Genomic DNA, 25,487 nt, shown 5'->3' on the forward strand with positions numbered 1-25,487 from the left:
CGGCCCGAACGCTGCCCCGCCCCCGCGAGTCGCGGCAATACAGCTCTCGTCAGGTATCCCGATCGTGTGCCGACGCCGGTCGTGCCAATGTCCTCAGCTTACGAAAGCCATTTGCACCGGACCATCTGATGCTTGGGCGTGAAATCGTAAGCAAAAGGTTATCTATGCCGCGATAAGATGAGGGAATCCACAAGGGGCAATAGATCCTTGATCTTGATCCCTCTGTGGGAAGCAGATATCGTGGAGCAGCTCGCAGATAGACTAACGCACGCATGGAATATTGGTCGGCATAGGAGCGATTCGTGCCGAAAGTCGATTGCCGTTGGCAAGCCGAGGGAGCAACGATGGGAGCTGATGCGCCGCATGCATCGGCAATGGTGAATGCTCCGCAGGGGCGCCGCTCGATACCTTTCCTGTGGGTCCTTGCGCCACCAGCGTTTTTGATCGTTACCGCAGCGATTATACGATTGAGCCTCGGACCAGCCTTGGAGAGGTTGCCGGCTGACTATACCGGTAGCGTCATCCTCGAATCGGATAGCCGCTTCCGGCAGACGCCAGATGTGGCCTTCGCCGCGTTCCACCAGGAGGGCCGTCGTGTCGACCAGGTGCTGAGCGCCACCGGCGACGTTGCCATCGTCCAGAGCCATATCGATTGGACGACTGACACCGGTGAGGTGAACTATCAAACCACCGGCCTTTACGGCGTCGATCGCATGACCAGGCAGAATGTGGCGGGCTACGGCGACCTTAGCCGCAGTGGGCAATTCCTGTTCCCGCCGCATCTGAGGGACGTCGCTGATGAGGTCTGGGACCCCTATTATGGCGGTCCACGACACCTGGCTTTCGATCACAATGAGGTGGTCGACGGTCTGGCGCTCGCAGTGTACCGCTTCACGATCGCGGACCTCGACGAGACAAAGACCTATGATTATCTTCCCGACGTACCCGAGCGCTTCGGGGTCGGGACAGACGGCGAAGGCTTTCTGTGGGTCGAACCCGTCTCAGGCACCCTTGTCGACATGACGGATAATGGCCACAGCTTTTTCGTCGATCCGGCCACCGGGAAGTCGATAGGCGACTTCAGTGTCTGGCGGGCTAGGTATTCCGCGCAGTCCAAGGCCGACCTGTTCGGCGCGGCGACTTCGGTCCGACTGCGCATATTAGCGGCGAAGATCTGGCTGCCCGCTGCCCTGGTAGCGCTGGCTCTCGCCTGGTTGGCGATCGGTTTGCTGCAGCTTCGCCGCGGCGCGCGGCCGAGTGCGGAATGAGCATGCGATCGCATGGCGATCCGCAGGAGGCCTTGCCGCTCTTGCGGCTTGGGATTTCACAAAAGCTTACCCTGCTTTTTGCGCTCTTCGCTGCAATCCTTCTCGGCGCGACCGGATGGCTGGCCTTCAACCAGGGCAGGGCGGCGCTTGAGAGCAGCGTTGTTGCCGAGGTCCAATCGCGAGCACTGGAAAAACAGGCCGCGATCGGGTCATGGCTCGACGGGCAGTTGAGCGAGCTGCGCGGGCTCAGCGAATCGCCCCACATTGTCGACGACTTCACCAAGCTTGCCGGTCTTCCTGCGGATGCGACGCTCGACGATTGGGCTGACTTCCGCGACGACCTTGCAGCGCGCACCGGAGAGGGCCAGGACTTTGTCGCGCTTTTTGTGATGGAACCGAAATCGGGCCGAGTCCTGACGGCGACGGATCCTGCCGATCATAGCCGCCAGGGCGCGGGTGAGCCTTATTTCACCAATGCCAAGATCCGCGCCGGCCTCTACCTGGTGCCGGACCGTTCGAGGAACCTCACCCTGTTGTCGCCGTTCTTGTCCGCGCCGCTCCGTGCCCGGAACGGTGCACTTGTTGCCGTTCTGGTCGCCCGTCTCGGAACGGAGAGTTTGGCTAGTACTGTCGATCGTCGGGCAGGGCTCCGCGCGACCGACGAAGCATACCTGATCGATACGCATAAGCAGTTTGTCAACAGACCGCGCCTGCTGACCGACGCCGACGCGAGCACCCTTAGCTCGGACCGAAGCGTGGCGGCCCGGCTCTGCCTTGACCACAACGATGGGCTGGATCTCTCGAATGACTACCGCGGCGTTCCGGCGATCACCGTTTATCGCTGGATGCCGAAGTTTGGTTTGTGTCTCATCACAAAACTCGACAAGGCCGAAGCCTTCGCCCCTGTTTATCAACTCGGCCAGAGCCTCGCGATCGCTAGCGGCCTGCTTTTGCTCGTCGCATCGGCGGCGTCGGGATTGTTGTCGCGCACCATTACCAACCCCATCCGGCGCATCGAGGCGGGCGCCAGACGAGTCCAGGCTGGCGAGCGGGATGTGGTGCTGCCTGATTCCTCGAGCGACGAGCTTGGTCGTTTGGCGCGTGCCTTCAATCGAATGACGACCGCGCTCAAAAGCCGGGAATCCGAACTGCACGCGCATGCTGCCACTCTGGAGCTGCGCGTCGCGGAAAAGACACGCGAGCTCGACCTGAGGGCAAGTGAGCTGGCCCGGTCAAACATCGAGCTGGAGCGCTTCGCCTATGTCGCCTCGCACGACTTGCAGGAGCCGCTGCGAATGGTGGCAAGTTATACCCAATTGCTTGGCAGACGTTACAAAGGAAGGTTGGATGCCGATGCCGACGAGTTCATCCATTTTGCCGTGGATGGCGCTGCACGGATGCAGGCGTTGATCAACGATCTGCTGGTCTACTCACGTGTCAGCACGCAGGGCAGTGCGTTCGAGGCGATCGATTGCAATCTTGTGGTCGAGCGCGCCTTGACGAACCTCAAAGCGGCGCTGATCGAGAGCGGCGCAATCATCCGAAAGTCCGAACTGCCGAAGATCGATGCCGATCGATTCCAGTTGGTTCAACTGTTCCAAAACCTGATCGGCAACGCCATCAAGTTCCGTGGCGAGCGCGTCCCGGAAATCGAGATCGCGGTTCGGCTAGACGGCAGGGAATGGCTATTCTCGATCGCGGACAATGGCATCGGCATTGATGCCAAGTACATCGAGCAGCTTTTCACCGTTTTCAAGCGCTTGCACACACGGGCCGAATATCCGGGGACTGGCATCGGTCTTGCCATTTGCAAGAAAGTCGTCGAACGCCACGGCGGCCGAATTTGGGTCGAGTCTGAGGTCAACCATGGCTCGACCTTCTTCTTCACGCTTCCCTGCCGGGATATAGAGGATGACATCAACCAGGCACGGAAGTTGACCTCAACGTCCTCGGCATCTCAAATGGATCCGGTATGAACATGAACTCGACTGGACGCGCCATCAACATCCTCCTTGTCGAGGACAATCCCGGCGACGCTCGGCTCACGATCGAGGCGTTGCGAGACGCAAAGGTGCGCAATGAACTCAACGTCGTGCAGGACGGAGTCGAGGCCATGTCGTTGCTGCGGCGGGAAGGGCGCTACGCCGACGCGCCACGCCCTGACCTGATCCTGCTTGATCTCAATCTGCCCCGAATGGACGGCCGTCAGGTTCTCGCCGAAATCAAGACGGACGAAAACTTGCGACGTATCCCAGTTGCGGTGTTGACCACCTCGCAGGCCGAGAAAGATATCCTGACCAGCTACAACCTGCATGCCAACTGTTACATCACCAAGCCCGTCGACCTGGATGAGTTCGTGCGCGTAGTGCGGGGGATCGAGAACTTCTGGCTCTCGATTGTAAAGCTGCCACCGGAGTAGCGTGAGTTGACCGAACGTCCGCTAAACATTCTCCTCGTTGAAGACAATCCCGGTGATGCCAGGCTATTCCGGGAACTGCTTACGGACGGCAGCACCAAGTCTTTCATGATCTCGACAGCGGATCGGTTGGCCCATGGCCTCGAGCAAATCGCCGATCAGAACTTCGACCTCGTATTGCTCGATTTGTTTCTCCCCGACAGTACGGGTTTGGATACGCTTCTGCGGTTTCAGGAGACCGCCCCCGACGTGCCGGTCATAGTGCTGACCGGCCTCAACGATGAACGGTCAGCGATTCAAGCGGTTCGCGACGGCGCACAGGACTATCTCGTCAAAGGGCAAATCGACGGGCCGCAAATCGTTCGCGCAATCCGCTATGCCCGAGAGCGTCATAGAATGGTGCTGCAGATTAGGGACCTGTCGCTCGTCGACGAACTTACCGGCCTTCATAACCGTCGTGGCTTCGCAGTGCTCGCCAAAGAGTTGGTGAAGCGCGCCGCCAGGACCGGAACGGGATTGGTGGTGATCTTCGTCGATCTGGACGGCATGAAGCGCATCAATGATCATTTTGGGCATGAGGTCGGTGACCGGGCTTTGATCAGGACCGCTGGGGTTCTGCGTTCCGTTTTCCGGGCGTCCGATGTGATCGCCAGAATCGGTGGCGACGAGTTTATCGTGATGACAGATGGGGTCGACAGAGCAGCTGTCGACCTCCTGCGTCGCCGACTCACCAGCGCCGTGGAGGATCACAATCTCGAATCGGCGGGGGAGCCGGCGCTGGCCCTCAGTTTGGGCTTCGCCCACCATGATCCAACAACGGAAACGTTGAAATCCATCGACGATTTGATAGCCGAAGCGGACGAGGCGATGTACGTGGATAAAGATAGCCGCCGGACCAAGGCGGCCCAACGATAACCTCCCTTTTTCTGCGATAAGTCCTCAAATGGATCGCCTCTGATAACCGGGGAGGATGGCGAAAGGCAAAGGCAGGATGTTGCTCCAGGCGTTGCTCGGAGCAGCAAATGCGCAAACTACTGGAAATTCGTAAAACCCGTAAGGCTTTGGAATTATTGGCTCCCCGGGCCGGATTCGAACCAGCGACCAACCGGTTAACAGCCGGTTGCTCTACCACTGAGCTACCGGGGAACGGAGGCTCTGATGTGAGTGGCGCAGCCTATAGCAAACACCTTTCAGCTTTGCAAAGCAGCAATTCGCAATTTTTCTCCAGTTTTTCGTGCGGCCATTTGTGGCATCGTTTCGGCGTGCCCACATATGAACGGGTTCACACTGGCACGGAACAAAGCGGCCGGTTGTTGCCTTTGGTACTGACGAGCTGCAGCCGCGCAGATGGGATCTGGTTTTGAATGACGGCAACTGACGACGATAGCGCCCCGGTACGGAAGATCACGATCTTGGGCCGCGAATTCACCATGCCCCGCTCGCGGGGGGCGCGGATCGCGATCGGCGTGCTGCTCACCGTCGGCGGTATTCTCGGCTTTCTGCCGATTCTCGGCTTCTGGATGATTCCGCTGGGCTTGCTGATCCTGTCCTATGAATTCGCGTTGGTGCGTCGCCACAGGCGGCGCTTCGTCGTCTGGTGGCAGCGTCGGCGCCGGCCGGACTGAATGCTGCCAGGGGAGACCCGGAAAGCTTCGAAGGCGCCGTCGAGACCGGCCGCAAGCGATCGGCAACCATTGTTCCCGATGACGCGTGGGAAAGCGTCGGGAATGATTTTCCGGTGCTTGACGACCTTTCACCGCCAACATAATGAGTTCGCTCGGAACGCCGGGAGCATGGAAGGCCTCGTGGCGGAGTGGTTACGCAGAGGACTGCAAATCCTTGCACCCCGGTTCGATTCCGGGCGAGGCCTCCAAATGCCCGGGCTCCAGCGCTATCGCGCCGGAACCAGGTTCCAGTCGAATTGGCCTGCGAACTTTGCGGGACTTGAATTGGCGCGGGAAGCGGGTTGGTTGGGACATGAACGCTGATTTCTCCGAACGCCGCGTGAAGATGGTCGACGGCCAGATCCGCACCACCGACGTGACCAGCGCACCGCTGATTGAAGCGATGCTTTCCGTGCCGCGCGAAGCCTTCGTCGGCGCCGGCCAGCGCGATCTCGCCTATATCGACGAGGACATCCGTGTTTCCGGCGGCGCCAATGGCAGCGGCGCCCGCTACCTGATGGAGCCGTCGCCGCTCGCCAAGCTTTTGCAGCTGGCCGAGATCAGCGACAGCGATTCGGTGCTCGATGTCGGCTGTGGCACCGGCTATTCGGCCGCCCTGCTTTCCCGAATCGCAAAATCGGTGGTTGCGCTGGAAAGCGACCCGGCGCTGGCGGAAGCCGCGAAGTCTGCGCTTTCGACGCTGGGTTGCCAGAACGTGACGGTGGTGACCGGATCGTTGCCGCAGGGTCATGCCGCCAACGCCCCCTATGACGTCATCTTCATCGGTGGCAGCGTCGAGGAAGTGCCGGAGGCATTGCTCGGCCAGCTCGCCGAGGACGGACGGCTGGTTGTGGTCGAAGGGCAGGGCAACTCTGGCGTGGCGCGGCTATTTTTCAAGGCTGGGGGGGTTGTAACCGGAAGACGCGCATTTAATGCGGCAATTAAGCCACTACCGGGCTTCGAACGTGTCCATGCGTTCGAATTTTAAGCGGTTTTGCCTTGCAGCGAAGGCGCTGTCATGATCGCTTGCGCCTGAACAATCGTTGCTGATTTGCTTGACCGGGCGTTTTTCGGGGGGCTGTCAGCGGGGGAACGATACCAACGCGGCGCTGGCTGATCTGTAAGGGTGGGCTGACGTGGCGTGGTTCCCATGCAAAACGAATGAGGGATAATACGTGCCGCCCCTACACAAGACTTTTCTAACAGCCATGCTCGTTTCGGCGACCGCGCTTTCGCCAATGGCCGCATCGGCAGAAACCATCACCGGCGCGCTCGCCAAGGCCTATCAATACAACTCCCAGCTGAACTCCGCCCGTGCCGGCACCCGTGTCACCGACGAGGGGGTGGCCATCGCCAAGTCGGGTTACCGGCCGACCGTCACCGGTTCGGGGAGTGTCGACTACACAAATACGCACGGTGCCAGCCCCAATTCCAAGCTGACCACGGGCAGTTTCGGCATCAAAATCAACCAGACGCTGTTCGACGGTTTCCAGACCAAGAACAATGTCGCCGCCGCCGAAGCGCAGGTCAGCGCCTCGCAAGAAAGCCTGCGCAACACTGAAGAGAACATCCTGTTCAACGCGGCAAGCGCCTATATGGATGTGATTCGCGATCGCCAGGTCGCGGTGCTGACCGAACAGAACCTGCAGTTCCTGACCGAACAGGCGCGCGCCGCACGGTCGCGCTTCGAGGTCGGCGAGGGCACCCGCACCGACGTCGCCCAGGCCGACGCCTCGCGCGCCACGGCGGTGGCCCAGCTTAGCGCCGCTCGCGCAACGGCGCTGGCCAGTGCGGCGACCTACCACCAGATAGTCGGCGACGAGCCGGGCAAGCTCAAGGCGGCCGCGCCGGTTGGGAAGCTGTTGCCGGGGAGTCTCGATTCGGCCTTCACCATTGCCGCCGCGGAGCATCCGGCCATCCTTGCCACCGAGCATCTCGTCGACGCGGCGGCGTTTTCGGTGAAGTCGTCCGAAGGGGCGCTACTGCCGCAGTTGTCTGCGTCTGCTGGCATTTCGGAGGATTATCTGCACCGCAATCCGGATTTAGGAACGAATGGCGGTTCGACTTCCGCCAACATTGGTGCCACGCTGACCGTTCCTATCTATTCCGGCGGCCGCACTTCGGCGCTGGTTCGCCAATCGAAGGAATCGCTCAGCCAGGCTCGGATCGAAGTCGACGTCAACCGCGACAAGGTGCGTCAGGCAGTGGCTTCGGCATGGACGCAATACACCGCCGCCCGCGAAAGCGTGGATGCCAACAGGCAGGTGATCGCCGCCGCGCAACTGGCGCTCAACGGCGTCATCGAGGAGCGCAATGTCGGCCAGCGCACCACGCTCGACGTGCTCAACGCGCAGAACGCGGTCATCACGGCCAAGATCAACCAGGCCAGCTCCGAGCGCGACGTCGTCGTGGCGAGCTATGCCATCCTGTCGGCGATCGGTCGCCTGTCGGTCGACCGGCTCGGCCTAGCGGTCACGAAATACAAGCCGGAAGAGCACTACAACGCCGTCAAGGACAAGTGGATCGGATTGCGCACGCCGGACGGCCGCTGATCCTTCTGCAAACTTCCAAAACGCCGCGCATCCGTCGGATGCGCGGCGTTTTTTGCATTTGAGCGCCAAGCGGTCGGCTACTGGCGCGGAGCCAGCTAATCTGTTGAAATCCAATGTGTCCCCAGATTGGGGATTCTCGGATGACGATCGGTCGGTTACGCTGTCGCCATTGATTCGAATTCCGGCCGGGCCGGAATGGAAATCTGCAATAGGTCACAAGGGCGGCGGATGTGACGATGGCGACGGCAAGCAGCGCACAGCGCGAACCTTCCATGGAAGAGATTCTTGCTTCCATCCGAAGGATCATCGAGGACAGCGACACCGGCCGCAAGCAACCGGCGACCGACAGCGGCGACTTGCGCCAGGACCTCCAGCCGACGGCGGCGCCGACAGCCGACGTTGACGCCTTCCGTTCCGAGCTCAACGCGGAATCCACCCCCAGGAAGCCGATGAGCCTGGCGGAGATCCAGGCCCAGCTCGCGTCATCCGATCCGGCGGTCGAGCGCGGTGAGACGCGCCCCGAGCCCGTGAAGACCGCGCCTGCGCCCACCACCCTGGCCGAAGTCGGGGCCAGCGTCGCCGCCGAGCCCGGCGCTCCGGCCGCAGCAGCAGGCGCACTGCAAAGCGCCGATACCATCGTCGCCGACTGGCGGCGCGAGATCGCTGCCGTCGGCGGAAGCTCGGTCAAGGCGAAGGTGGCCGCGCGTCCGGCGGAGGCGGCGCCGGAAGTCGAGATCGACGAAGAGGATTTTGCCACGTCAACCGCCGAAACCGCGGCGTCGGGCAAGATTTCAGCACCATCCTCGGCCGATTTGCCGCCGGCCCGGCCGGCGATCCTGTCCGAGCATGCCGGCCGTCAGGTCGCGGCGGCGTTCGGCGAGCTTTCGGATGCCTTCGCCAGCCGCGGCAAGAAGACCTTCGACGAAATGGCCGAGGAGATGCTGCGGCCGATGCTGCAGGATTGGCTCGACAACAACCTGCCGACACTGGTCGAGCGGCTGGTGCGCGAGGAAATCGAGCGCGTGGCGCGCGGCGCGCAGTGATTTAGCCCGACCGTTCAAGCTAGGATGCGCCGCCATTGGGCGGCGCTTTTGTTTCCGGCAAATGCAGCTCCGGGATCGTTTTGCGATGAGGCGTGGGATTGCCGTCGATCGCGGCAAGCCTATCTGCGCAAGGCGCGCCTATCCTTCTCGCGGTTGACTCGGCCAAGAGCTTCCGATTTACACCGGACGCTTGTTCCCGACAGTTCGGACTTCCTCCATGCTTGATAAAACCTACGACGCAAAAACCGTCGAGCCGAAGATCGCCAAAATCTGGGAAGAGGCCGACGCTTTCCGCGCCGGCGCCGGGGCGGAGGAAGGGGCGGAGGCCTTCACCGTCGTCATCCCGCCGCCGAACGTCACCGGTTCGCTGCATATGGGCCATGCGCTCAACAACACGCTGCAGGACATACTGGTGCGCTTCGAGCGCATGCGCGGCAAGAACGTGCTGTGGCAGCCCGGCATGGACCATGCCGGCATCGCCACGCAGATGGTGGTCGAGCGCCAGCTGATGGAAAGGCAGATCCACCGCCGCGACCTGACACGCGAGGAGTTCATCGAAAAGGTATGGGAGTGGAAGGCCGAATCCGGCGGCGCGATCTTCAACCAGCTGAAGCGGCTCGGCGCCTCGGCCGACTGGAGCCGTGAGCGCTTCACCATGGACGAGGGGCTGTCGAAGGCGGTGCTGGAGGTCTTCGTCACCCTCTACAAGGAAGGCCTGATCTACAAGGACAAGCGCCTTGTGAACTGGGATCCGAAGCTGCTGACGGCCATCTCCGACCTCGAGGTGGAGCAGCACGAGGTCAACGGCAATCTCTGGCATTTCCGCTATCCGGTCGAAGGCACGGTGTTCGACCCAGAGAACCCAAAGACGTTCATCACCGTCGCCACGACGCGCCCCGAAACCATGCTCGGCGATACGGCGGTGGCCGTGCATCCCGACGACGAACGGTTTCGCGATCTGGTCGGCAAGAACGTCATCCTGCCGATCGTCGGCCGGAAGATCCCTATTGTGGCCGACGAATATTCCGACCCCGAGAAGGGCTCCGGCGCGGTCAAGATCACGCCGGCGCATGACTTCAACGATTTCGAGGTGGGCAAGCGCCACAAGCTGCCGGCGATCAACATCCTGACCGTTGAAGCGGCCGTCAAGCTCAAGGACAATGAGGACTTCCTCGCCGGTCTCGAGGTGACGCCGGAGCGCCAGGCCGTCTGGGACGAGCTCGACGGGCTGGACCGCTTCGCCGCACGCAAGAAGATCGTCGAGCTGATGGAAGCCAGCGGCTTCCTCGATAAGGTCGAGCCGCATCGCCACACCGTGCCGCATGGCGACCGCGGCGGCGTGCCGATCGAGCCGTTCCTCACCGACCAGTGGTACGTCAACGCGGCCGAGCTCGCCAAGCCGGCCATCGCCTCGGTGCGCGAAGGCCGCACCAACTTCGTGCCGAAGAACTGGGAAAAGACCTATTTCGACTGGATGGAGAACATCCAGCCCTGGTGCATCTCGCGGCAGCTCTGGTGGGGCCACCAGATTCCGGCGTGGTACGGGCCGGACGGACGCGTCTTCGTCGAGAAGACCGAGGAAGAGGCGCTCGCCGCGGCGATCGAATATTATCTGGCGCTGGAAGGCCCGTGGAAGGCCTGGGTCGAGGATAAGCTCGAGAACTTCCAGCCAGGCGAGATCCTTACGCGCGACGAGGACGTTCTCGACACCTGGTTCTCCTCGGCGTTATGGCCGTTCTCGACGCTGGGCTGGCCCGACCAGACGCCGGAGCTCAGGACCTATTACCAGACCGACGTTCTGGTGACCGGCTTCGACATCATCTTCTTCTGGGTGGCCCGCATGATGATGATGGGCCTGCATTTCATGGACGAGGAGCCGTTCCACACGGTCTATGTCCATGCGCTCGTGCGCGACAAGAACGGGCAGAAGATGTCGAAGTCGAAGGGCAACGTCATCGACCCGCTCGACCTGATCGACGAATATGGCGCCGATGCGCTGCGCTTCACCTTGACTGTCATGGCGGCGCAGGGACGCGACGTGAAGCTCGATCCGGCGCGTATCGCCGGCTATCGCAATTTCGGCACCAAGCTGTGGAATGCGACGCGCTTCGCCGAAATGAACGAGGTCGCCAGGAACGACGATTTCTGGCTGAACGATGCCAAGCTCGCGGTCAACCGCTGGATCCTGACGGAACTGACTCGGGCTGCGCGCGCGGTCACCGAGGGCATCACCACCTACCGCTTCAACGAGGCGGCGGGTGCGGCCTACCGGTTCGTGTGGAACCTGTTCTGCGACTGGTATCTGGAACTCCTGAAGCCGGTGTTCATGGGCACCGACGAGACGGCCAAGGCGGAGAGCCGGGCCTGCGTCGCCTTCGTGCTGGACGAAATCTACAAGCTGCTGCATCCGATGATGCCTTTCATGACCGAGGAACTTTGGGCGCAGACCGCGGGCGAGGGCAAGGAGCGCGGATCGCTGCTTTGCCACGCCGCCTGGCCGTCGCCCGATTTCGAGGACGATGAAGCCGCCGCCGACATCAACTGGCTGGTCGATCTCGTTTCAGGCATCCGCTCGGTGCGCTCGGAAATGAACGTGCCGCCGGCGGCGATCGCGCCTCTGGCGGTGATCGGCGCCAACGCAACGACGCGCGAGAGGCTCGAACGCCACGATCAGGCGATCAAACGCCTGGCCCGTGTCGGCAGCATATCGCTGGCGGAAACGCCGCCTAAGGGCTCGGCCCAGATCGTCCTCAACGAAGCGACCGTCTGCCTGCCGCTCGGCAGCCTGATCGACCTCCAGGCGGAAGCCGCGCGGCTGCAGAAGGAACTGGCCAAGGTGACCGAGGAGATCGCCCGCCTGCACAAGAAGCTGTCGAACGAGAAGTTCGTCGCCAACGCGCCGGAAGAGGTGGTCGAGGCCGAGCGCGAAAAGCTCGCCGAATATCGCGAGGCGCAGGAGAAGCTTTCGGTCGCTCTGACCAGGGTTCGCGACGCCGGTTGAGAGACAAGATTCGCCCCGTCGAAGAGCAGCTTTCCGGAGCGTAATCTCAATCGGAGATAGGCGTGCCGTTGCGTTAATTTTGACGTAAACGGAAACTTTGCGCCCCATTGTTGCCATAATGTAACAATGGGGCCTATTTCTCCGAAAATGGCCTGTTTTTGGCCTGTGTTGAAAGGTTTTTGCAGCTTTTTCCTGCCATTCGATGCCTGTTAAGCCGCGATTAGGCTCGATTTCGCGGCCGGGCACCATGGCAAAAATGCGAGCTGTCAAGGTGTACGTGTACAACTCTTGAATTCGTAGTTGCGCCGTTAACCCGAATTGGTTCTAGCTTGCCTCACTGGTATTTCGGGGAGGGACTCCATGAATATTTTGCGGCTCAAAGCACTGCTGGGCGCGGGGTGCTTTTCGCTGGCCTTGGTCGGAGCAGCCATGCATCCGGCGCATGCCGGCGGCCTGGAGCGCGGCGGCTACGACATCGACCTGCTGTTCGATCCGGCGCCTTTTGCGACGGAAGCGGAAGCGACCTTCGTGATGCCGGATCGCAAATACAAAAATGCCCGCGGTCCGGGAGGGCTTGACCTCGGTTTCGGGACCACGGCCGACGGAGCCGAGGATTATTGGGTCCCGCGCATCGGAGCGAAGGTCCAGGTCGTGCAGGGCGTCGACTGTATGGTCGACTATTCGCAGCCTTGGGGCGCGCATACGGCGCCCGGCGTCTGGAACGGTGCGTTTTCCAATATGGAAACCGACATCAAAAGCGACAACTACGCCGCGACCTGCTCTTACAAGATGGATGCGGGCAAGGGTCAGCTCCGCTTTATCGGCGGTGTTTTCTATCAGAAAGTCTTCGGCTTCAAGGAAAGCCTGGTGTCACCGCTGGTGCCCGACTTCGGCGGCACTGGCCGCGTTGATCTGACCAGCAGCGGTTGGGGCTGGCGCGCGGGCCTCGCCTACGAGATCCCCGACATCGCGTTGCGCGCGAGCCTCGTCTACAATTCGAAGGTCAAGCTCGACAACATCTCGGGCACGCTCGATCTCACGAATGTCGGCGGCGTTGTTCTGCCTATCTACGGCTCAACGCAGTACATGCCGGATGTGGTGGAATTGAAGCTGCAGTCGGGCATCGCGCCCGGCTGGCTCGCCTTCGGTTCGATCAAGTGGGTCAATTGGAGCGTTCTGCAAAGCGTTCCGATCTGCGTGGTGGGTACGCCCGCTGCGCTGTGCGTCACGGGCGACGACGCTCATTCGGCCCAGGTGACCTCTTTGGATCTGATGTATCGTGACGGCTGGACGGTTTCGGGCGGCGTCGGCCACAAGTTCAACGACCAGTGGAGCGCTGCCGGCCAGCTGTCCTGGGATCGTGGCACCTCGCACGGGTACGGCTCGCAGACCGACACCTGGACGTTTGGTGGCGGCGTCGCCTACACGCCGAAGCCGAATATCGAAGTTCGCCTGGCAGGCGCGATCGGCGTCATGACCAGCGGCCATTCAGGGATAGTGGCCGGCGAAAACGGTTATCTGGCCGGCACCGATGCCAGCTACGACTTCGGCAACGATCTGGTCACGGCGATTTCGGGCGGCCTCAAGATCAAATTCTAAGGTTCCGCAAATTTCAAGAAAAAAGGCCGGGGATCGCCCGGCCTTTTTTCATTGCGCAATCAACTGCCTGGCCTGATTGGCCGATGCATTGTTGCAAACTGGCGCTGCAACGGGCGCCCCATGCGATTGTGACGTTTTGGCAACAGTTTATGAACAACCCCGGCGCTAAAAGGCTTGCCGAGGGAACTGCCCATTTCCCGCCATAAACCCGGAGCAACTCGGATAGGTCTCGGGATGCGTGCCAGGATGGCCCGGCGATGGGACCGGCCGCGGGGTGTGCGGCAAGGACGAGTATGGACGCCAGGGTGATCTCCAAGGCCAAGTTGCCCAGCCGCTACGTGACCGTTGGTCCGGCGCGCGCGCCGCATCGCTCGTATCTCTATGCCATGGGCCTGTCGGCGGCCGAGATCGCGCAGCCTTTGGTCGGCGTCGCAAGCTGCTGGAACGAGGCAGCGCCCTGCAACATCTCGCTGATGCGCCAGGCGCAGGTGGTGAAGAAGGGCGTGGCCGCCGCCAACGGCACGCCGCGCGAATTCTGCACCATCACCGTCACCGACGGCATCGCCATGGGCCACCAGGGCATGAAGTCGTCGCTGGTATCGCGCGAGGTCATCGCCGATTCGGTCGAGCTCACCATGCGCGGCCATTGCTACGACGCGCTGGTCGGGCTCGCCGGCTGCGATAAGTCGCTGCCCGGCATGATGATGGCGATGGTCCGCCTCAACGTGCCGTCGATCTTCATCTATGGCGGCTCGATCCTACCCGGCAGCTATCGCGGCAAGCAGATCACCGTCCAGGACGTGTTCGAGGCTGTCGGCCAGCATTCGGTCGGCACGATCGGCGATGCCGAGCTGCTCGAGATCGAGCAGGCGGCCTGTCCTTCGGCAGGTTCCTGCGGCGCCCAGTTCACCGCCAACACCATGGCGACCGTCGCCGAGGCGATCGGCCTGGCTTTGCCCTATTCCTGCGGCGCGCCGGCGCCCTACGAGATGCGCGACCGCTTCAATTTCGCCTCCGGCGAAAAGGTCATGGAGCTGATCGCCAAGAACATCCGGCCGCGCGACATCATCACGCGCAAGGCGCTTGAGAATGCCGCGACTGTCGTGTCCGCCACCGGCGGCTCGACCAACGCGGCGCTGCATCTGCCGGCGATCGCGCATGAGGCCGGCATAAAGTTCGACCTGTTCGACGTCGCGGCGATCTTCGAGAAGACGCCTTACATAGCCGACCTCAAGCCCGGCGGCAAATATGTCGCCAAGGACATGTTCGAGGCCGGCGGCATTCCGCTCTTGATGAAAACGCTGCTCGATCACGGCTATCTGCACGGCGATTGCCTCACCGTCACCGGCCGCACTTTGGCCGAAAATATGCAGCACGTTGCCTGGAATGACAGTCAGGATGTTGTGCGTCCCGCCAATCGGCCAATCACCAAGACAGGCGGCGTTGTGGGCTTGAAGGGCAACCTTGCCCCCGAAGGCGCGATCGTGAAGGTCGCCGGCATGTCAGAGCTGAAATTCTCAGGCCCGGCGCGCTGCTTCGATTCGGAAGAGGAGTGCTTCGAAGCGGTCACGCAGCGCAATTACCGGGAAGGCGAGGTCCTCGTCATCCGCTACGAGGGGCCGCGCGGCGGTCCGGGCATGCGCGAGATGCTGTCGACGACGGCGGCACTCTACGGCCAGGGCATGGGCGGCAAGGTGGCGCTGATCACGGACGGACGTTTTTCCGGTGCTACACGTGGCTTCTGCATCGGCCATGTCGGGCCGGAGGCGGCGGTCGGCGGGCCGATCGGGCTTATCAAGGATGGCGACGTGATCTCGATCGACGCCGTGAAAGGCACGATCGAGGTGGCGCTGTCGGATGCCGAGCTCGCGGCGCGGGCGAAGAAATGGAAGGCGCGCAAGACCGACTACCAGTCCGGCGCGATCTGGAAATATGCGCAGACCGTAGGGTCGGCTCGCGACGGCGCGGTCACCCATCCGGGCGGTGCGAAAGAAACACACTGCTATGCGGACATTTGAGGTGTTGAGGTCATCTGTCTTTTCGGCACTGGTCGTGATCGCCGGTCTCGGGGCGACCTTGGGCGCCGTCGGGCAGGCCATGGCCTTCGACGACAAGGTGTTCGACGACAAGACCGGCGTGAAGCCGCAGTCGAGCCCGTGGGCGGTGTTCCAGTTCGGCTTCTCCGCCTACAAGAACGGCCATAAGGATCAGGCGGTCGAGGCCTATAAATACGCCGCCGAGAACGGCCAGATCGGCGCCACCTGGAAGCTTGCGCGCATGTATGCCGAAGGTGACGGCGTGGCGCGCGACGACTATGCGGCCTTCAAGTTCTTTTCGGAGATCGTTGACCAGGATGTCGAGCCCGGCTCGCCCGAGGAAAGCTATGTCTCGGACGCGCTTGTCGCGCTCGGCGACTATCTGCGCAAAGGCATCCCCGGCAGCCCGGTCGAGGAAAACGAGGTCGCGGCGCAGGAATACTACATGCGCGCCGCCGCCAACTACCGCAACCCGAACGCCCAGTTCGAGATCGGCCAGATGTTCTTGAAGGGCGAGGGCGGCGTGAAGGCCAGCGTCAAGCAGGCCGGACGCTGGCTGCAGCTCGCGGCCGAGAAGGGCCATGCCGGCGCGCAGGCGACACTCGGCAATCTTTTGTTCCAGAGCGGCAAGATCGTGCGCGGCCTGGCGATGATGACGGCGGCGCTGGAGCGCGCTCCGCCGGCCGACCAGCCCTGGATCCGCAGCATGCAGGAAGAGGCCTTCGCCGCCGCCGGCGAAGCCGACCGCCGCACGGCGATTTCGCTCGCCGACGACATCCTGACCAAGGGCAACAACGGCGACCAGTAAGCGGCTGCTGATCTCCCCCCTTGAGGGGGAGATGTCGCCGAAAGGCGACAGAGGGGGTCGCCGCGCGTGAAGCGCCAGGGCCCTCCGTATCGCCAGAGACGTCGGCGCTCTATGTGAGACGACCCCCTCTGGCCGCTTCGCGGCCATCTCCCCCTCGAGGGGAGAGATTATCCCCTTCGGCGTCAGTTCTCGGTCGGCTCCGTCGGCGCCAGGCTGGGCACCGGCGTCGAGATTGACGTCGGGTGCGGTTTCGGAACCCCTCCAGGGCACTCGTCCTTGACCTTCGTCCAGGACGTGTTGTTGAGCACCATGTCGCAGCGCGCGAGGTGACTTTCCCCGGCAACAGTCAGGCAGACTGTCTCACCGACCTCGAACGATTTGCCATTGGCAAGGCACGCCTGGGCGGCAAGCGCCGGCGCCGGCGCGGCAAACGCCAGCGCAAGGCCAATCGGGCAAAGAACAGATCGGATCACCATTTCAACCCCCGCAACAATTCGCATCAAACGCGCGATTTGTGGCGAGATCAGGGTTCGCGAAAACCGGGTAGGCGGCGGCTTCAGGCCGGCTGCAAGGCGAGGTCGATCGCCACCGGCACGTGGTCGGAGGGTTTTTCCCAGGCGCGCACATGCTTTTCGACCGAGGCCGAGGAAAAGCGATTGGCGGCTTCGGGCGACAGCAAAAGATGGTCGATGCGGATGCCGTTGTTCTTCTGCCAGGCGCCGGCCTGATAGTCCCAGAATGTATAGACATCTGATGAGTCGGTGACGGCGCGCACGGCCTCGGTGAAGCCGAGATTCTTCAGGCGGCGGAAGGCTTGCCTCGTCTGCGGCTGGAACAGCGCGTCGCCGAGCCAGTTCTCGGGGAACCTGGCGTCGGCGCGCTCCGGAATGACGTTGTAGTCGCCGGCCAGCACCAGTGCTTCCTCGAGCCTTAGCCGTTCTTGCGCCCAGCGCTCCAGCCGCGCCATCCAGGACAGCTTGTAGGAAAACTTCCTCTCGTCGTCGACCGGATTGCCGTTCGGCAAATAGAGCGAAGCGACACGCAGCGCGCCTTTGTCGGTCGAGAACACGCCTTCGATGAAGCGCGCGTGGTCGTCGGCATCGTCGCCGGGCAGACCGCGGTTGACCTCGTCGAAGGGGAGCTTCGACAGAAGAGCGACGCCGTTGAAGCTTTTCTGGCCGTTGGTCTCGACATTGTAGCCAAGCGCTTCGATTTCGGCGCGCGGGAACTGATCGTCGAGCGTCTTGATCTCCTGCAGGCAAACGATGTCCGGCGCGCTCTCGGTCAGCCAGTGGGTGAGGTTGCCGATGCGGGCGCGAACGCCGTTGATGTTCCAGGTGACGATCTTCATGCGGACCTCAATGTTCTTCCGGCGCAAGGCGCTCGACGAGCCCGATCGTATTGCCTGCCGGGTCCTTTAGAAAGGCCATCCATTCGGTTTCCCCCGGCGGACCGAACTGGCCTTCGGTGTCGCGATGGACAAGCGTCGGCGGCGCGGTGAAGGGAACGCCGGCGGCTTTCGCCTCGGCATGGAAGGCCTCCAGGCCGGCAATGTCGAGATAGACGGTGCCGGGCGGCACGCTGTCGGCAAAGAACAGCCGCACATCGCCGGCCATGATGAAGGCGATGCCCGGCGGATCGTAGCGCGCATGCACGCCCATGCCGAGCACGTCACGCCAGAAGGCCAGCGTCGTATCGAGATCGCGGCCGGCCGAGAGCGCGACCTGACGGACCGCGCCGATCGCAGGCATCGGACCGGTTAGATGGAGAAACTGGTGCCGCAGCCGCAGGAGGCGACGGCGTTCGGGTTCCTGATCTGGAAGGACTGGCCCATCAGGTCGTCGACGAAGTCGATCACCGAGCCGCCCATATAGACCAGCGAGAGGTCGTCGATGAGAATCGTCGCGCCATCCTTCTCGATGGCGACGTCGTCGTCGTTGCGACTATCGACGAGATCGAACTTGTAGGAAAAGCCGGAGCAGCCGCCGCCTTCGACGGAGACGCGCAGCGCCGTCTTGCCGGGTTCACCAGCAACGATCTTTGCGATCCGCTTCGCGGCGGCGTCGGTCATCTCGACCTTCATGGCAGTCTTGGCATCCGCGCCCATCGGCGTCACCTTGCTTTCGGTTTCCCATGATAAGTATGAAGCAGGCGGGGGCAAGTCAACTGGTGGGTGAATGGGCAAAGATGCTCTCGACGATATCGGATTCGGCTACCGGCCGCGCGCCGTCTATGCCAGCGACCCGGCGCGTTCGCGCGGGCGCCTGTTCGATGAGCCGGAAAGCCCGACCCGCACGCCGTTCCAGCGCGACCGCGACCGCATCATCCATTCAACCGCGTTTCGCCGGCTGAAGCACAAGACGCAGGTGTTCGTCGCGCATGAGGGCGACCACTATCGCACCAGGCTGACGCATTCGATCGAGGTGGCGCAGATTGCCCGTGCCCTGGCGCGGGCGCTGCGTGGCGACGAGGATCTCGCCGAGGCGGTGGCATTGGTGCATGATTTCGGCCACACGCCTTTCGGCCATACCGGCGAGGAAGCGCTGAACGAGAAGATGGCCGGTTGGGGCGGCTTCGACCACAATGCGCAGTCGCTGCGCGTGGTGACGCGGCTCGAGCGGCGCTATGCGGAGTTCGACGGGCTGAACCTCACCTGGGAAACGCTGGAAGGACTGGTCAAGCACAATGGTCCGCTCACCGACGCGAGCGGGAAGGGGTTGAAGGGGCCGGTGCCGCAGGCGATCCGCGACTATTCGGAACTGCACGACCTCGAGCTCGACCGCTTCGCCGGCATCGAGGCGCAGTGCGCCGCGATCGCCGACGACATCGCCTACAACACCCATGACATCGACGACGGTCTGCGCGCCGGCTTCCTGACGCTGGAGATGCTGGAGGATGTCGGCCTGCCGGGATCGATCCTCGAGGCAGTGCGCGCCCGCTATCCGGGGCTCGACGACGTGCGCACCGGCCACGAGCTGATGCGCCGGCAGATCACATTGATGGTGGAGGATGTCATCGCTTCCACCGCCGCCAACATCGAGCGCCTCAAGCCGGACAGCGCCGATGCGGTGAGGGCGGCGGGTGAGACGATCGTCACCTTTTCCGCCAGCATGGCCGCGGCCGAAAAGGAACTGAAGGCCTTCCTCTACAAGCATCTCTACCGGCACGCTGAAGTGATGCGCGTGCGGGCGGATGCCGAACAGATCGTCCGCGACCTGTTCGATGTCTATTTCGCCGACCCGCGCGCCATGCCGGACGGCTGGCGCGAAGGGCTCGATCGGGCGGAAGACCACATCAAGGCGCGCAGCGTCGCCGATTTCCTGGCCGGCATGACCGACACCTATGCGCTCAAGGAGCATAGGCGTCTGTTTGACCATACGCCGGATTTGAGCTAGGGCGAGCCACGATTTTGCCGGCAAGAAGCCGGTCGCCTTTCTAAACCCAGAGCAGACCCAATGAATATCTTCGCCGATTTCAACGCGCGGATCGTAAAAGCCGTCGAAGCCCTTGATTTGAAAGACAGGGACGGCGGAGCGCTGGACTTGTCGCGCATTGCGGTCGAGCCGCCGCGCGACGCCAGCCACGGCGATCTTGCCACCAATGCGGCGATGGTGCTGGCCAAGCCCACCGGACAGAATCCGCGCGCTCTCGCCGAGAAGCTGACCGAAGCGCTGCGCGCTGACGCCGACATCGCGTCGGCCGATGTCGCCGGGCCGGGCTTCGTCAATCTGAGACTCAAGGACGGGTTCTGGCAGGCGCATCTGGCCGTGCTGCTCGGCGAGGGCCGCAACTACGGCCGCTCGAAAATCGGCGGCGGCCGCAAGGCCAATGTCGAATATGTCTCGGCCAATCCGACCGGCCCGATGCATGTCGGCCATTGCCGCGGTGCCGTCGTCGGCGACACTTTAGCCAATCTGATGGCCTTTGCCGGTTACGACGTGACCAAGGAATATGTCATCAATGACGCCGGCTCGCAGATCGACGTGCTCGGCCGCTCGGCGATGCTGCGCTACCGCGAAGCGCTCGGCGAAGACATCGGCGAGATCCCGCCAGGCCTCTATCCGGGCGACTATCTGATCCCGGTCGGCCAGGCGCTGGCCGAGCAGTTCGGCCTCGGCCTGCTGGAGATGCCGGGTGACGAAGCGCTGGCGATCGTCAAGGACCGTACGGTGGATGCGATGATGGCGATGATCCGCGAGGATCTTGCGCTGCTCAATGTGCATCACGACGTGTTCTTCTCCGAGCGCACGCTGCATGCCGACAATGCCAAGAAGATCCGGGCGGCGATCGCCGACCTGACGCTCAAAGGACATATCTACAAGGGCAAGTTGCCGCCGCCGAAGGGCGAGAAGCCGGACGATTGGGAGGACCGCGAGCAGACGCTGTTCCGCTCGACCGCCGTCGGCGACGACATGGACCGGGCGCTGGTGAAGTCCGATGGCTCGTTCACCTATTTTGCGGCCGACGTCGCCTATCTCAAGGACAAGGTCGAACGCGGCTTCGTCGATCTCATCTATGTGCTCGGCGCCGACCATGGCGGTTACGTCAAGCGGCTGGAGGCGCTGGCGCGCGCGGTCGCCGGCGACACGGTCAAGCTCACGGTCCTGCTCTGCCAACTGGTCAAGCTGTTCCGCGATGGCGAACCGGTCCGGATGTCGAAGCGGTCGGGTGATTTCGTCACGCTGCGCGACGTGGTGGAGGAGGTCGGCCGCGACCCGATCCGCTTCATGATGCTCTACCGTAAGAACGACGCGCCGCTCGATTTCGACTTCGCAAAGGTGACGGAGCAGTCCAAGGACAATCCGGTGTTCTACGTGCAATACGCCTCGGCGCGCTGCCACTCGGTGTTCCGGCAGGCGAGCGAGCAATTGGGCGAGGCGAATTTCGACCGCAACCGGCTCGTGGCCTCGGTCGCATCGCTGACGGATGAGGGCGAAATCGGCCTGATCCGCAAGCTGGCTGAATATCCACGGCTGATTGAATCGGCGGCGCTTGCGCTGGAGCCGCACCGGCTGGCATTCTACCTCTACGATCTGGCGTCCAGCTTCCACGCACACTGGAATCGGGGCACCGACAACCCAGACTTACGTTTTGTTAAGGTTAACGACCCACAATTGACGTATGCCAGACTAGGGCTGGTGCAGGCTGTTTCGGATGTTTTGACCTCCGGCCTGACGCTGATAGGAGCTGATGCGCCTACCGAAATGCGTTAGGTTTGACTAAAAAACCTGTCACCTTTTGCCCACATTGCGCTGGTAAGGGCCAACCCTGCGCGACGTCCATGGCGTCCGACTGTGTGCGAGTTCGGGAACAATAATGGCAGACAGAACCCAGCTGAAAGTAGCCGCCAACAACCCCATCGCTGAAGACGATCCCTTCGCGGAACTGACACGCATCATGGGTTTCGACCCGCGTCAGCCGGTCAGACCGCAGACGCCGGCGGCCGCAAAGGCTGCGCCGGCAAACCAGGCTGCGGAAGAGGGCGATTTCGACATCGACCTGGAAAAGGAGCTGATGGGCGAATTCGACGCTGTCGAGGAAAGCGCGCCGGTCGCGCAGCAGGCGGCCCACCACCAGCCGGCTTACGAACTCACCGACGATGAGCTTGCCGCTTCCTCCGAGCAGGATTTCGTCTTTGACGACGCCGCCAATCACGCTCACTTTGCAACGCCGCGTGCGCCGGAGCCGGCCGCCGACAGGGCCTTCGACGATGATTTCGACCAGGCGGTCGCGGGCTCCTTGGACGTCTCGCCTCTGGAGGACGAAGTTTCGCCTCTGGAGGACGAGGAAGTCTCGCCTCTAGAGGACGACCTTTCCGTCGATCAGGAAATGGCAGCCTCGCTGGATGAGGGCTTCCGGGTCGACCATCATGAGCCGGGCCACGGCGCCGTCGCGGCCGCCGAGCCTGCCGCCGTCGAGCCCGCTGTTGTCGAGCCCACGGCCGAGGCGGCATTCGATGCCGATTTCGACAATGCCGTCCAGATGTCGCTCGAGGACGAACTGACGTTCGATGACCGCGAGATCGAGCAGCCCGAGGCCGCTGATGTTCAGCCGATCGAGGCTCACCCCGCTGCCGACCAGCCGATGGCGGACGGAGATTTCGACGGCGAGTTCGGTCAGGCAATGGCCGATGTCGACATGGATCTCGATCAGCCGATCCTGGAACAGGAACTGGTCGATGCCGAGCAGCAGGAGGCTGTCGAGGCGCCTGTTGAGGCAGCGCATTTCGCTGCCGATCCCGAGCCTGTCGCGGATCAGGTCTTCGAAGACGATTTCGAGCTCAGCTTCCGTGACGCCCTTGCCGAGGAGCCGGAAGCTCCCGCCGTGGAACCCGTTGCTGACCACCGGGCGGCAACCGATCAGGTCTTTGGAGACGATTTTGAACGCAGCTTCGGTGACGCTCTTTCCGAGGAGCCTGAAGCTGCCGCCGCGGAGCCCGAACCCGTCGCTGACCACCAGGCCGCAACCGATCAGGTCTTCGAAGACGATTTCGAGCTCAACTTCGGTGACGCTCTTGCCGAGGAGCCGGTAGTTCCCGCTGTCGAGCCCGTGGCTGCGGCTGAGCCGTCATTCGCGGAGCCTGCTCCGGCCGTGTCGGCACCGGTTCCGCCGATAGCGGCAGTCGAACCGGCCAAGCCGGCTGCGACCTCTGCCGAGCGGAGCCTGGAAGACGAGCTCAACGCGCTGCTCGGCGCCATGACTGCACGGCCCATCCCGGCCGCGCCGGTTCCGGTTGCTCCCATTCCGGCCGCCACCACCCCGGTCGCCCCCACTCCGGTCGCCCCCACTCCGGTCGCAAAGGAACCCGCTCCGGCGCCGCAGCCGGCCGGCTACACCGGCCAGCATGCTGCCGTCGCTGCCGATGATCTCGATTGGGATCTCGATGAGCACGAGCTTGCGCGGAGCGAGGAGCAGCCTGCCGATGCCGATCTCGATGCGCTGCTCGCCGGTGAACTCGACCGGCAGGGCTTCGAAGACACGGCGGCTGAACAGAATGCCGAGCCGAGCATCGATTTCGATGACGAAGCTTTCGATGCAGCTTTTGCCAAGGGCATCGAACAGGACGCGTCGGTCGCCGAACCGGCCCGGTCGTGGAGCCGCGTGACCCCGGTTGCCGCACCTGCGCAGGCGTCGTTCGCGCCGCAGCCGCCGACCGCCTCGGCGCCGCAAATGGCGGCTCCCGCCTATCGTGACGAGCCGGTGAAGGATTATTCCGCCTTTGCCAAGCCGGCGTTGCAGATGGTGGCGCCTGCCTATGGTGACGAGCCGGCGAAGGACTATTCCACCTACGCCAAGCCAGCCTCGGCGCCGCAGCCTCGCCATCAGGAGGAAATGCCCGATGTCGAGACGGTCGATGTGCCGGAGCGCGTCGTGGCGCTGGCCGACGATCTCGATATTCCGGAGCTCAGTTTCGAGGAGGATCAGCCGGCAGCACCCGTCTATGACGATCTCGATGCCGAGTTTGCAGGCTTGCTTAGCGAGATGAACGCGACCGAGATCGCTCAGGCGCCCGTGCAGAGCCGGGGCTATGAGGACGATTCCTACAATGCCGGGTTCAAGACCGGCTATGATCGTCGCGAACTGCGCGCGGAGACGCCCGCCGCTCCGGTGGCCGCCTCCTATGCCGCTGCCGCGAGCGGATTCGATGCCGACGATCTGCCCGGCAGCCGCCCGGTTTCGCAGGCTGACGAATTCGCCACCGATGAACTCGACTACGATCCCGAGCTCGACGAGGCGATGACCGTGCCGGGCCTTGCCGAGCGCGAAGCCGCAAAGCCGCGCAGCCGTGGCTTCATGGTTGCCGCGCTCGTCGGCGCCGCGGTGATCGCCGGCGGGCTTGGCGCCCTTGCCTTCTCCTTCGGCGGCAAGGGCGGCAGCGAAGCGCCCGTAATCGTCAAGGCCGACAATTCGCCGATCAAGGTCAAGCCGGAAAATCCGGGCGGCGCCGTGGTGCCGAACCAGGACAACAAGGTCTATGACGCGGTGGCCAAGGGTGGGGCGGCCAAGCCCACCGAGCCGGCGCAGCAGAAACTGGTGACCAACACGGAGGAGCCGATCGACGTGGCGTCGAAGGAACCGCCGCAGAGCCGGATCGTCGACCTCTCGCCTGACGATACCGACGCAGCGCCTGGTACTGACGCAGCGGGCAATCCGGACGCCGCGGCGCCGAAAGCAGAAGCAGCGGCGCCGGCTCCGGACGCAGTGGCGCCGGCTCCGGACGCAGCAGCGCCGGCTCCGGACGCAGCAGCGCCGGCTGGTGCCCAGGCGGCAGCGCCTGAGAGCGCTCAGCCGGCCGCGCCGGCGCCGAAATCGGAAGACCGCATCGCCCAGGTGCTGCAGGAGGCCGACAAGGGGACCAACAACGACGTCGTCGCCGTGGCACCGCGCAAGGTCAAGACCATGATGGTGAAGCCCGACGGCTCGCTGGTTCCGCGCGAGGACCCGGCTCCCGCGCCGCAAGTTGCGGCGACGGAGCCTCCCGATCCGGCGCCGCAGCATGTCGCGCCGGCCGGGCAGGGCGACGCCCAGCCGACGGGAACCGTCACGCCGGCTGCCGACCAGTCCGCGGATCAGGCCGATTCCGGTCAGGATGAGACCGCCAAGCCGGCGAAGCCGACTGCCGCGCCGAAGGCTGAAGCCAAGGCCCAGTCGGCCAACACGCCGGCGAAGGTGCCGGTGGCGCCGCCGCGCCCATCCGACCAGCCCGTCGACATCGTCGGCGAGGTCAAGCCCGACAAGGTCGCCTCCATCGACCCGGCGACGGCTTCGGCCGGTGGCGGCTCGTGGTCGATGCAGGTCGCCTCTCAGCCGACGGTCGAAAGCGCCCAGTCGACCTACCAGGACCTGCAGCGCCGTTACGGCAGCGTGCTTTCCGGGCGCACCGCCAACATCGTCAAGGCGGAGATCGCGGGCAAGGGCACGTTCTACCGCGTTCGCGTTCCGGCGCAGTCGCGCAACGACGCGATCAACCTGTGCACCAGCTACAAGGCGGCCGGCGGCACCTGCTTCGTGTCGCGCTGACCATCCCGAACGTCCCAAAAGCCGGCGCCGCCCTCAGGGCCGCGCCGGCTTTTCGTTGTGGACGGCTTTCGGCATTCGG

19 protein-coding genes and 2 tRNA genes are annotated in these 25,487 nt (G+C 63.2%); 16 read left to right on the forward strand and 5 right to left on the reverse strand.

Going from position 1 to position 25,487, the window contains the following annotated elements; translation table 11 throughout:
• Positions 1–302: 302 nt before the first annotated feature.
• From AC4FWB_RS21485 to AC4FWB_RS21500, 4 genes are read left to right on the forward strand one after another with little or no spacing between them, the layout of a single operon-like run.
• On the forward strand, positions 303–1,268 hold the full coding sequence (locus tag AC4FWB_RS21485; RefSeq protein ID WP_491028259.1) for a porin PorA family protein: 966 nt from the start codon (positions 303–305) through the stop codon (positions 1,266–1,268).
• Entirely contained in the window at positions 1,265–3,244 is a 1,980-nt protein-coding gene (locus tag AC4FWB_RS21490) for a sensor histidine kinase (protein WP_491028260.1), read from the forward strand. The genes AC4FWB_RS21485 and AC4FWB_RS21490 overlap by 4 nt, the downstream gene beginning before the upstream one ends.
• Positions 3,241–3,687, forward strand: coding sequence for a response regulator (locus AC4FWB_RS21495; protein ID WP_491028261.1), 447 nt, complete (start codon positions 3,241–3,243; stop codon positions 3,685–3,687). Before AC4FWB_RS21490 ends, AC4FWB_RS21495 begins: the two co-directional genes overlap by 4 nt.
• Before the next feature lie 6 nt (positions 3,688–3,693).
• On the forward strand, positions 3,694–4,599 hold the full coding sequence (locus AC4FWB_RS21500) for a GGDEF domain-containing response regulator (RefSeq protein ID WP_491028262.1): 906 nt from the start codon (positions 3,694–3,696) through the stop codon (positions 4,597–4,599).
• A gap of 156 nt (positions 4,600–4,755) precedes the next feature.
• Here AC4FWB_RS21500 and AC4FWB_RS21505 read toward each other — a convergent pair.
• Positions 4,756–4,830, reverse strand: a tRNA-Asn gene (locus AC4FWB_RS21505).
• Between the two features lie 218 nt (positions 4,831–5,048).
• Here AC4FWB_RS21505 and AC4FWB_RS21510 point away from each other — a divergent pair.
• The 9 genes from AC4FWB_RS21510 to AC4FWB_RS21550 all read left to right on the forward strand — a co-directional run bounded on the left by AC4FWB_RS21510 (position 5,049) and on the right by AC4FWB_RS21550 (position 16,387).
• Positions 5,049–5,309, forward strand: a complete 261-nt coding sequence (locus AC4FWB_RS21510) for a hypothetical protein (RefSeq protein WP_491028263.1) — start codon at positions 5,049–5,051, stop codon at positions 5,307–5,309.
• 174 nt (positions 5,310–5,483) lie between these two features.
• Positions 5,484–5,557: transfer RNA gene (locus AC4FWB_RS21515), tRNA-Cys, on the forward strand.
• 104 nt (positions 5,558–5,661) lie between these two features.
• Positions 5,662–6,336 (forward strand): protein-L-isoaspartate O-methyltransferase family protein, encoded by a 675-nt coding sequence (locus AC4FWB_RS21520; RefSeq protein ID WP_491028264.1) that lies wholly within the window; start codon positions 5,662–5,664, stop codon positions 6,334–6,336.
• 250 nt (positions 6,337–6,586) lie between these two features.
• The gene (locus AC4FWB_RS21525; protein ID WP_491028265.1) at positions 6,587–7,900 is read left to right on the forward strand and encodes a TolC family outer membrane protein; all 1,314 of its coding nucleotides are present in this window, start codon (positions 6,587–6,589) and stop codon (positions 7,898–7,900) included.
• Positions 7,901–8,136: 236 nt separating this feature from the next.
• A complete protein-coding gene (locus tag AC4FWB_RS21530) occupies positions 8,137–8,943 on the forward strand; it encodes a PopZ family protein (RefSeq protein WP_491028266.1) in 807 nt (268 codons plus the stop codon).
• Between the two features lie 217 nt (positions 8,944–9,160).
• A complete protein-coding gene (locus tag AC4FWB_RS21535) occupies positions 9,161–11,944 on the forward strand; it encodes a valine--tRNA ligase (protein ID WP_491028267.1) in 2,784 nt (927 codons plus the stop codon).
• A gap of 360 nt (positions 11,945–12,304) precedes the next feature.
• Positions 12,305–13,543 carry an OmpP1/FadL family transporter gene (locus tag AC4FWB_RS21540; protein WP_491028311.1) on the forward strand — a complete coding sequence of 413 codons (1,239 nt, stop codon included), beginning with the start codon at positions 12,305–12,307 and terminating at the stop codon, positions 13,541–13,543.
• A gap of 293 nt (positions 13,544–13,836) precedes the next feature.
• The gene (gene ilvD / locus AC4FWB_RS21545) at positions 13,837–15,561 is read left to right on the forward strand and encodes a dihydroxy-acid dehydratase (protein ID WP_491028268.1); all 1,725 of its coding nucleotides are present in this window, start codon (positions 13,837–13,839) and stop codon (positions 15,559–15,561) included.
• Entirely contained in the window at positions 15,548–16,387 is an 840-nt protein-coding gene (locus AC4FWB_RS21550; RefSeq protein WP_491028269.1) for a tetratricopeptide repeat protein, read from the forward strand. Before ilvD ends, AC4FWB_RS21550 begins: the two co-directional genes overlap by 14 nt.
• 182 nt (positions 16,388–16,569) lie before the next feature.
• Here AC4FWB_RS21550 and AC4FWB_RS21555 read toward each other — a convergent pair whose 3' ends face one another.
• From AC4FWB_RS21555 to erpA, 4 genes are all read right to left on the reverse strand, one after another.
• Positions 16,570–16,881, reverse strand: a complete 312-nt coding sequence (locus AC4FWB_RS21555; protein WP_491028312.1) for a hypothetical protein — start codon at positions 16,879–16,881, stop codon at positions 16,570–16,572.
• 62 nt (positions 16,882–16,943) lie between these two features.
• Positions 16,944–17,738, reverse strand: coding sequence for an exodeoxyribonuclease III (xth, locus tag AC4FWB_RS21560; RefSeq protein WP_491028270.1), 795 nt, complete (start codon positions 17,736–17,738; stop codon positions 16,944–16,946).
• Positions 17,739–17,745: 7 nt separating this feature from the next.
• Positions 17,746–18,138: a VOC family protein gene (locus AC4FWB_RS21565; RefSeq protein WP_491028271.1), complete on the reverse strand. Its 393-nt coding sequence runs from the start codon at positions 18,136–18,138 to the stop codon at positions 17,746–17,748.
• A gap of 8 nt (positions 18,139–18,146) precedes the next feature.
• The gene (erpA, locus tag AC4FWB_RS21570; RefSeq protein WP_491028272.1) at positions 18,147–18,494 is read right to left on the reverse strand and encodes an iron-sulfur cluster insertion protein ErpA; all 348 of its coding nucleotides are present in this window, start codon (positions 18,492–18,494) and stop codon (positions 18,147–18,149) included.
• 70 nt (positions 18,495–18,564) lie between these two features.
• Here erpA and AC4FWB_RS21575 point away from each other — a divergent pair, with 70 nt between their 5' ends.
• The 3 genes from AC4FWB_RS21575 (at position 18,565) to AC4FWB_RS21585 (ending at position 25,408) form a co-directional block, all read left to right on the forward strand.
• On the forward strand, positions 18,565–19,782 hold the full coding sequence (locus AC4FWB_RS21575; protein ID WP_491028273.1) for a deoxyguanosinetriphosphate triphosphohydrolase: 1,218 nt from the start codon (positions 18,565–18,567) through the stop codon (positions 19,780–19,782).
• A gap of 60 nt (positions 19,783–19,842) precedes the next feature.
• Positions 19,843–21,600, forward strand: coding sequence for an arginine--tRNA ligase (gene argS / locus AC4FWB_RS21580; RefSeq protein ID WP_491028274.1), 1,758 nt, complete (start codon positions 19,843–19,845; stop codon positions 21,598–21,600).
• A gap of 103 nt (positions 21,601–21,703) precedes the next feature.
• On the forward strand, positions 21,704–25,408 hold the full coding sequence (locus AC4FWB_RS21585; protein ID WP_491028275.1) for an SPOR domain-containing protein: 3,705 nt from the start codon (positions 21,704–21,706) through the stop codon (positions 25,406–25,408).
• The last annotated feature ends 79 nt before the right edge of the window (positions 25,409–25,487 follow it).

The sequence above is a fragment of the Mesorhizobium sp. LEGMi-168a genome (assembly GCF_058312955.1).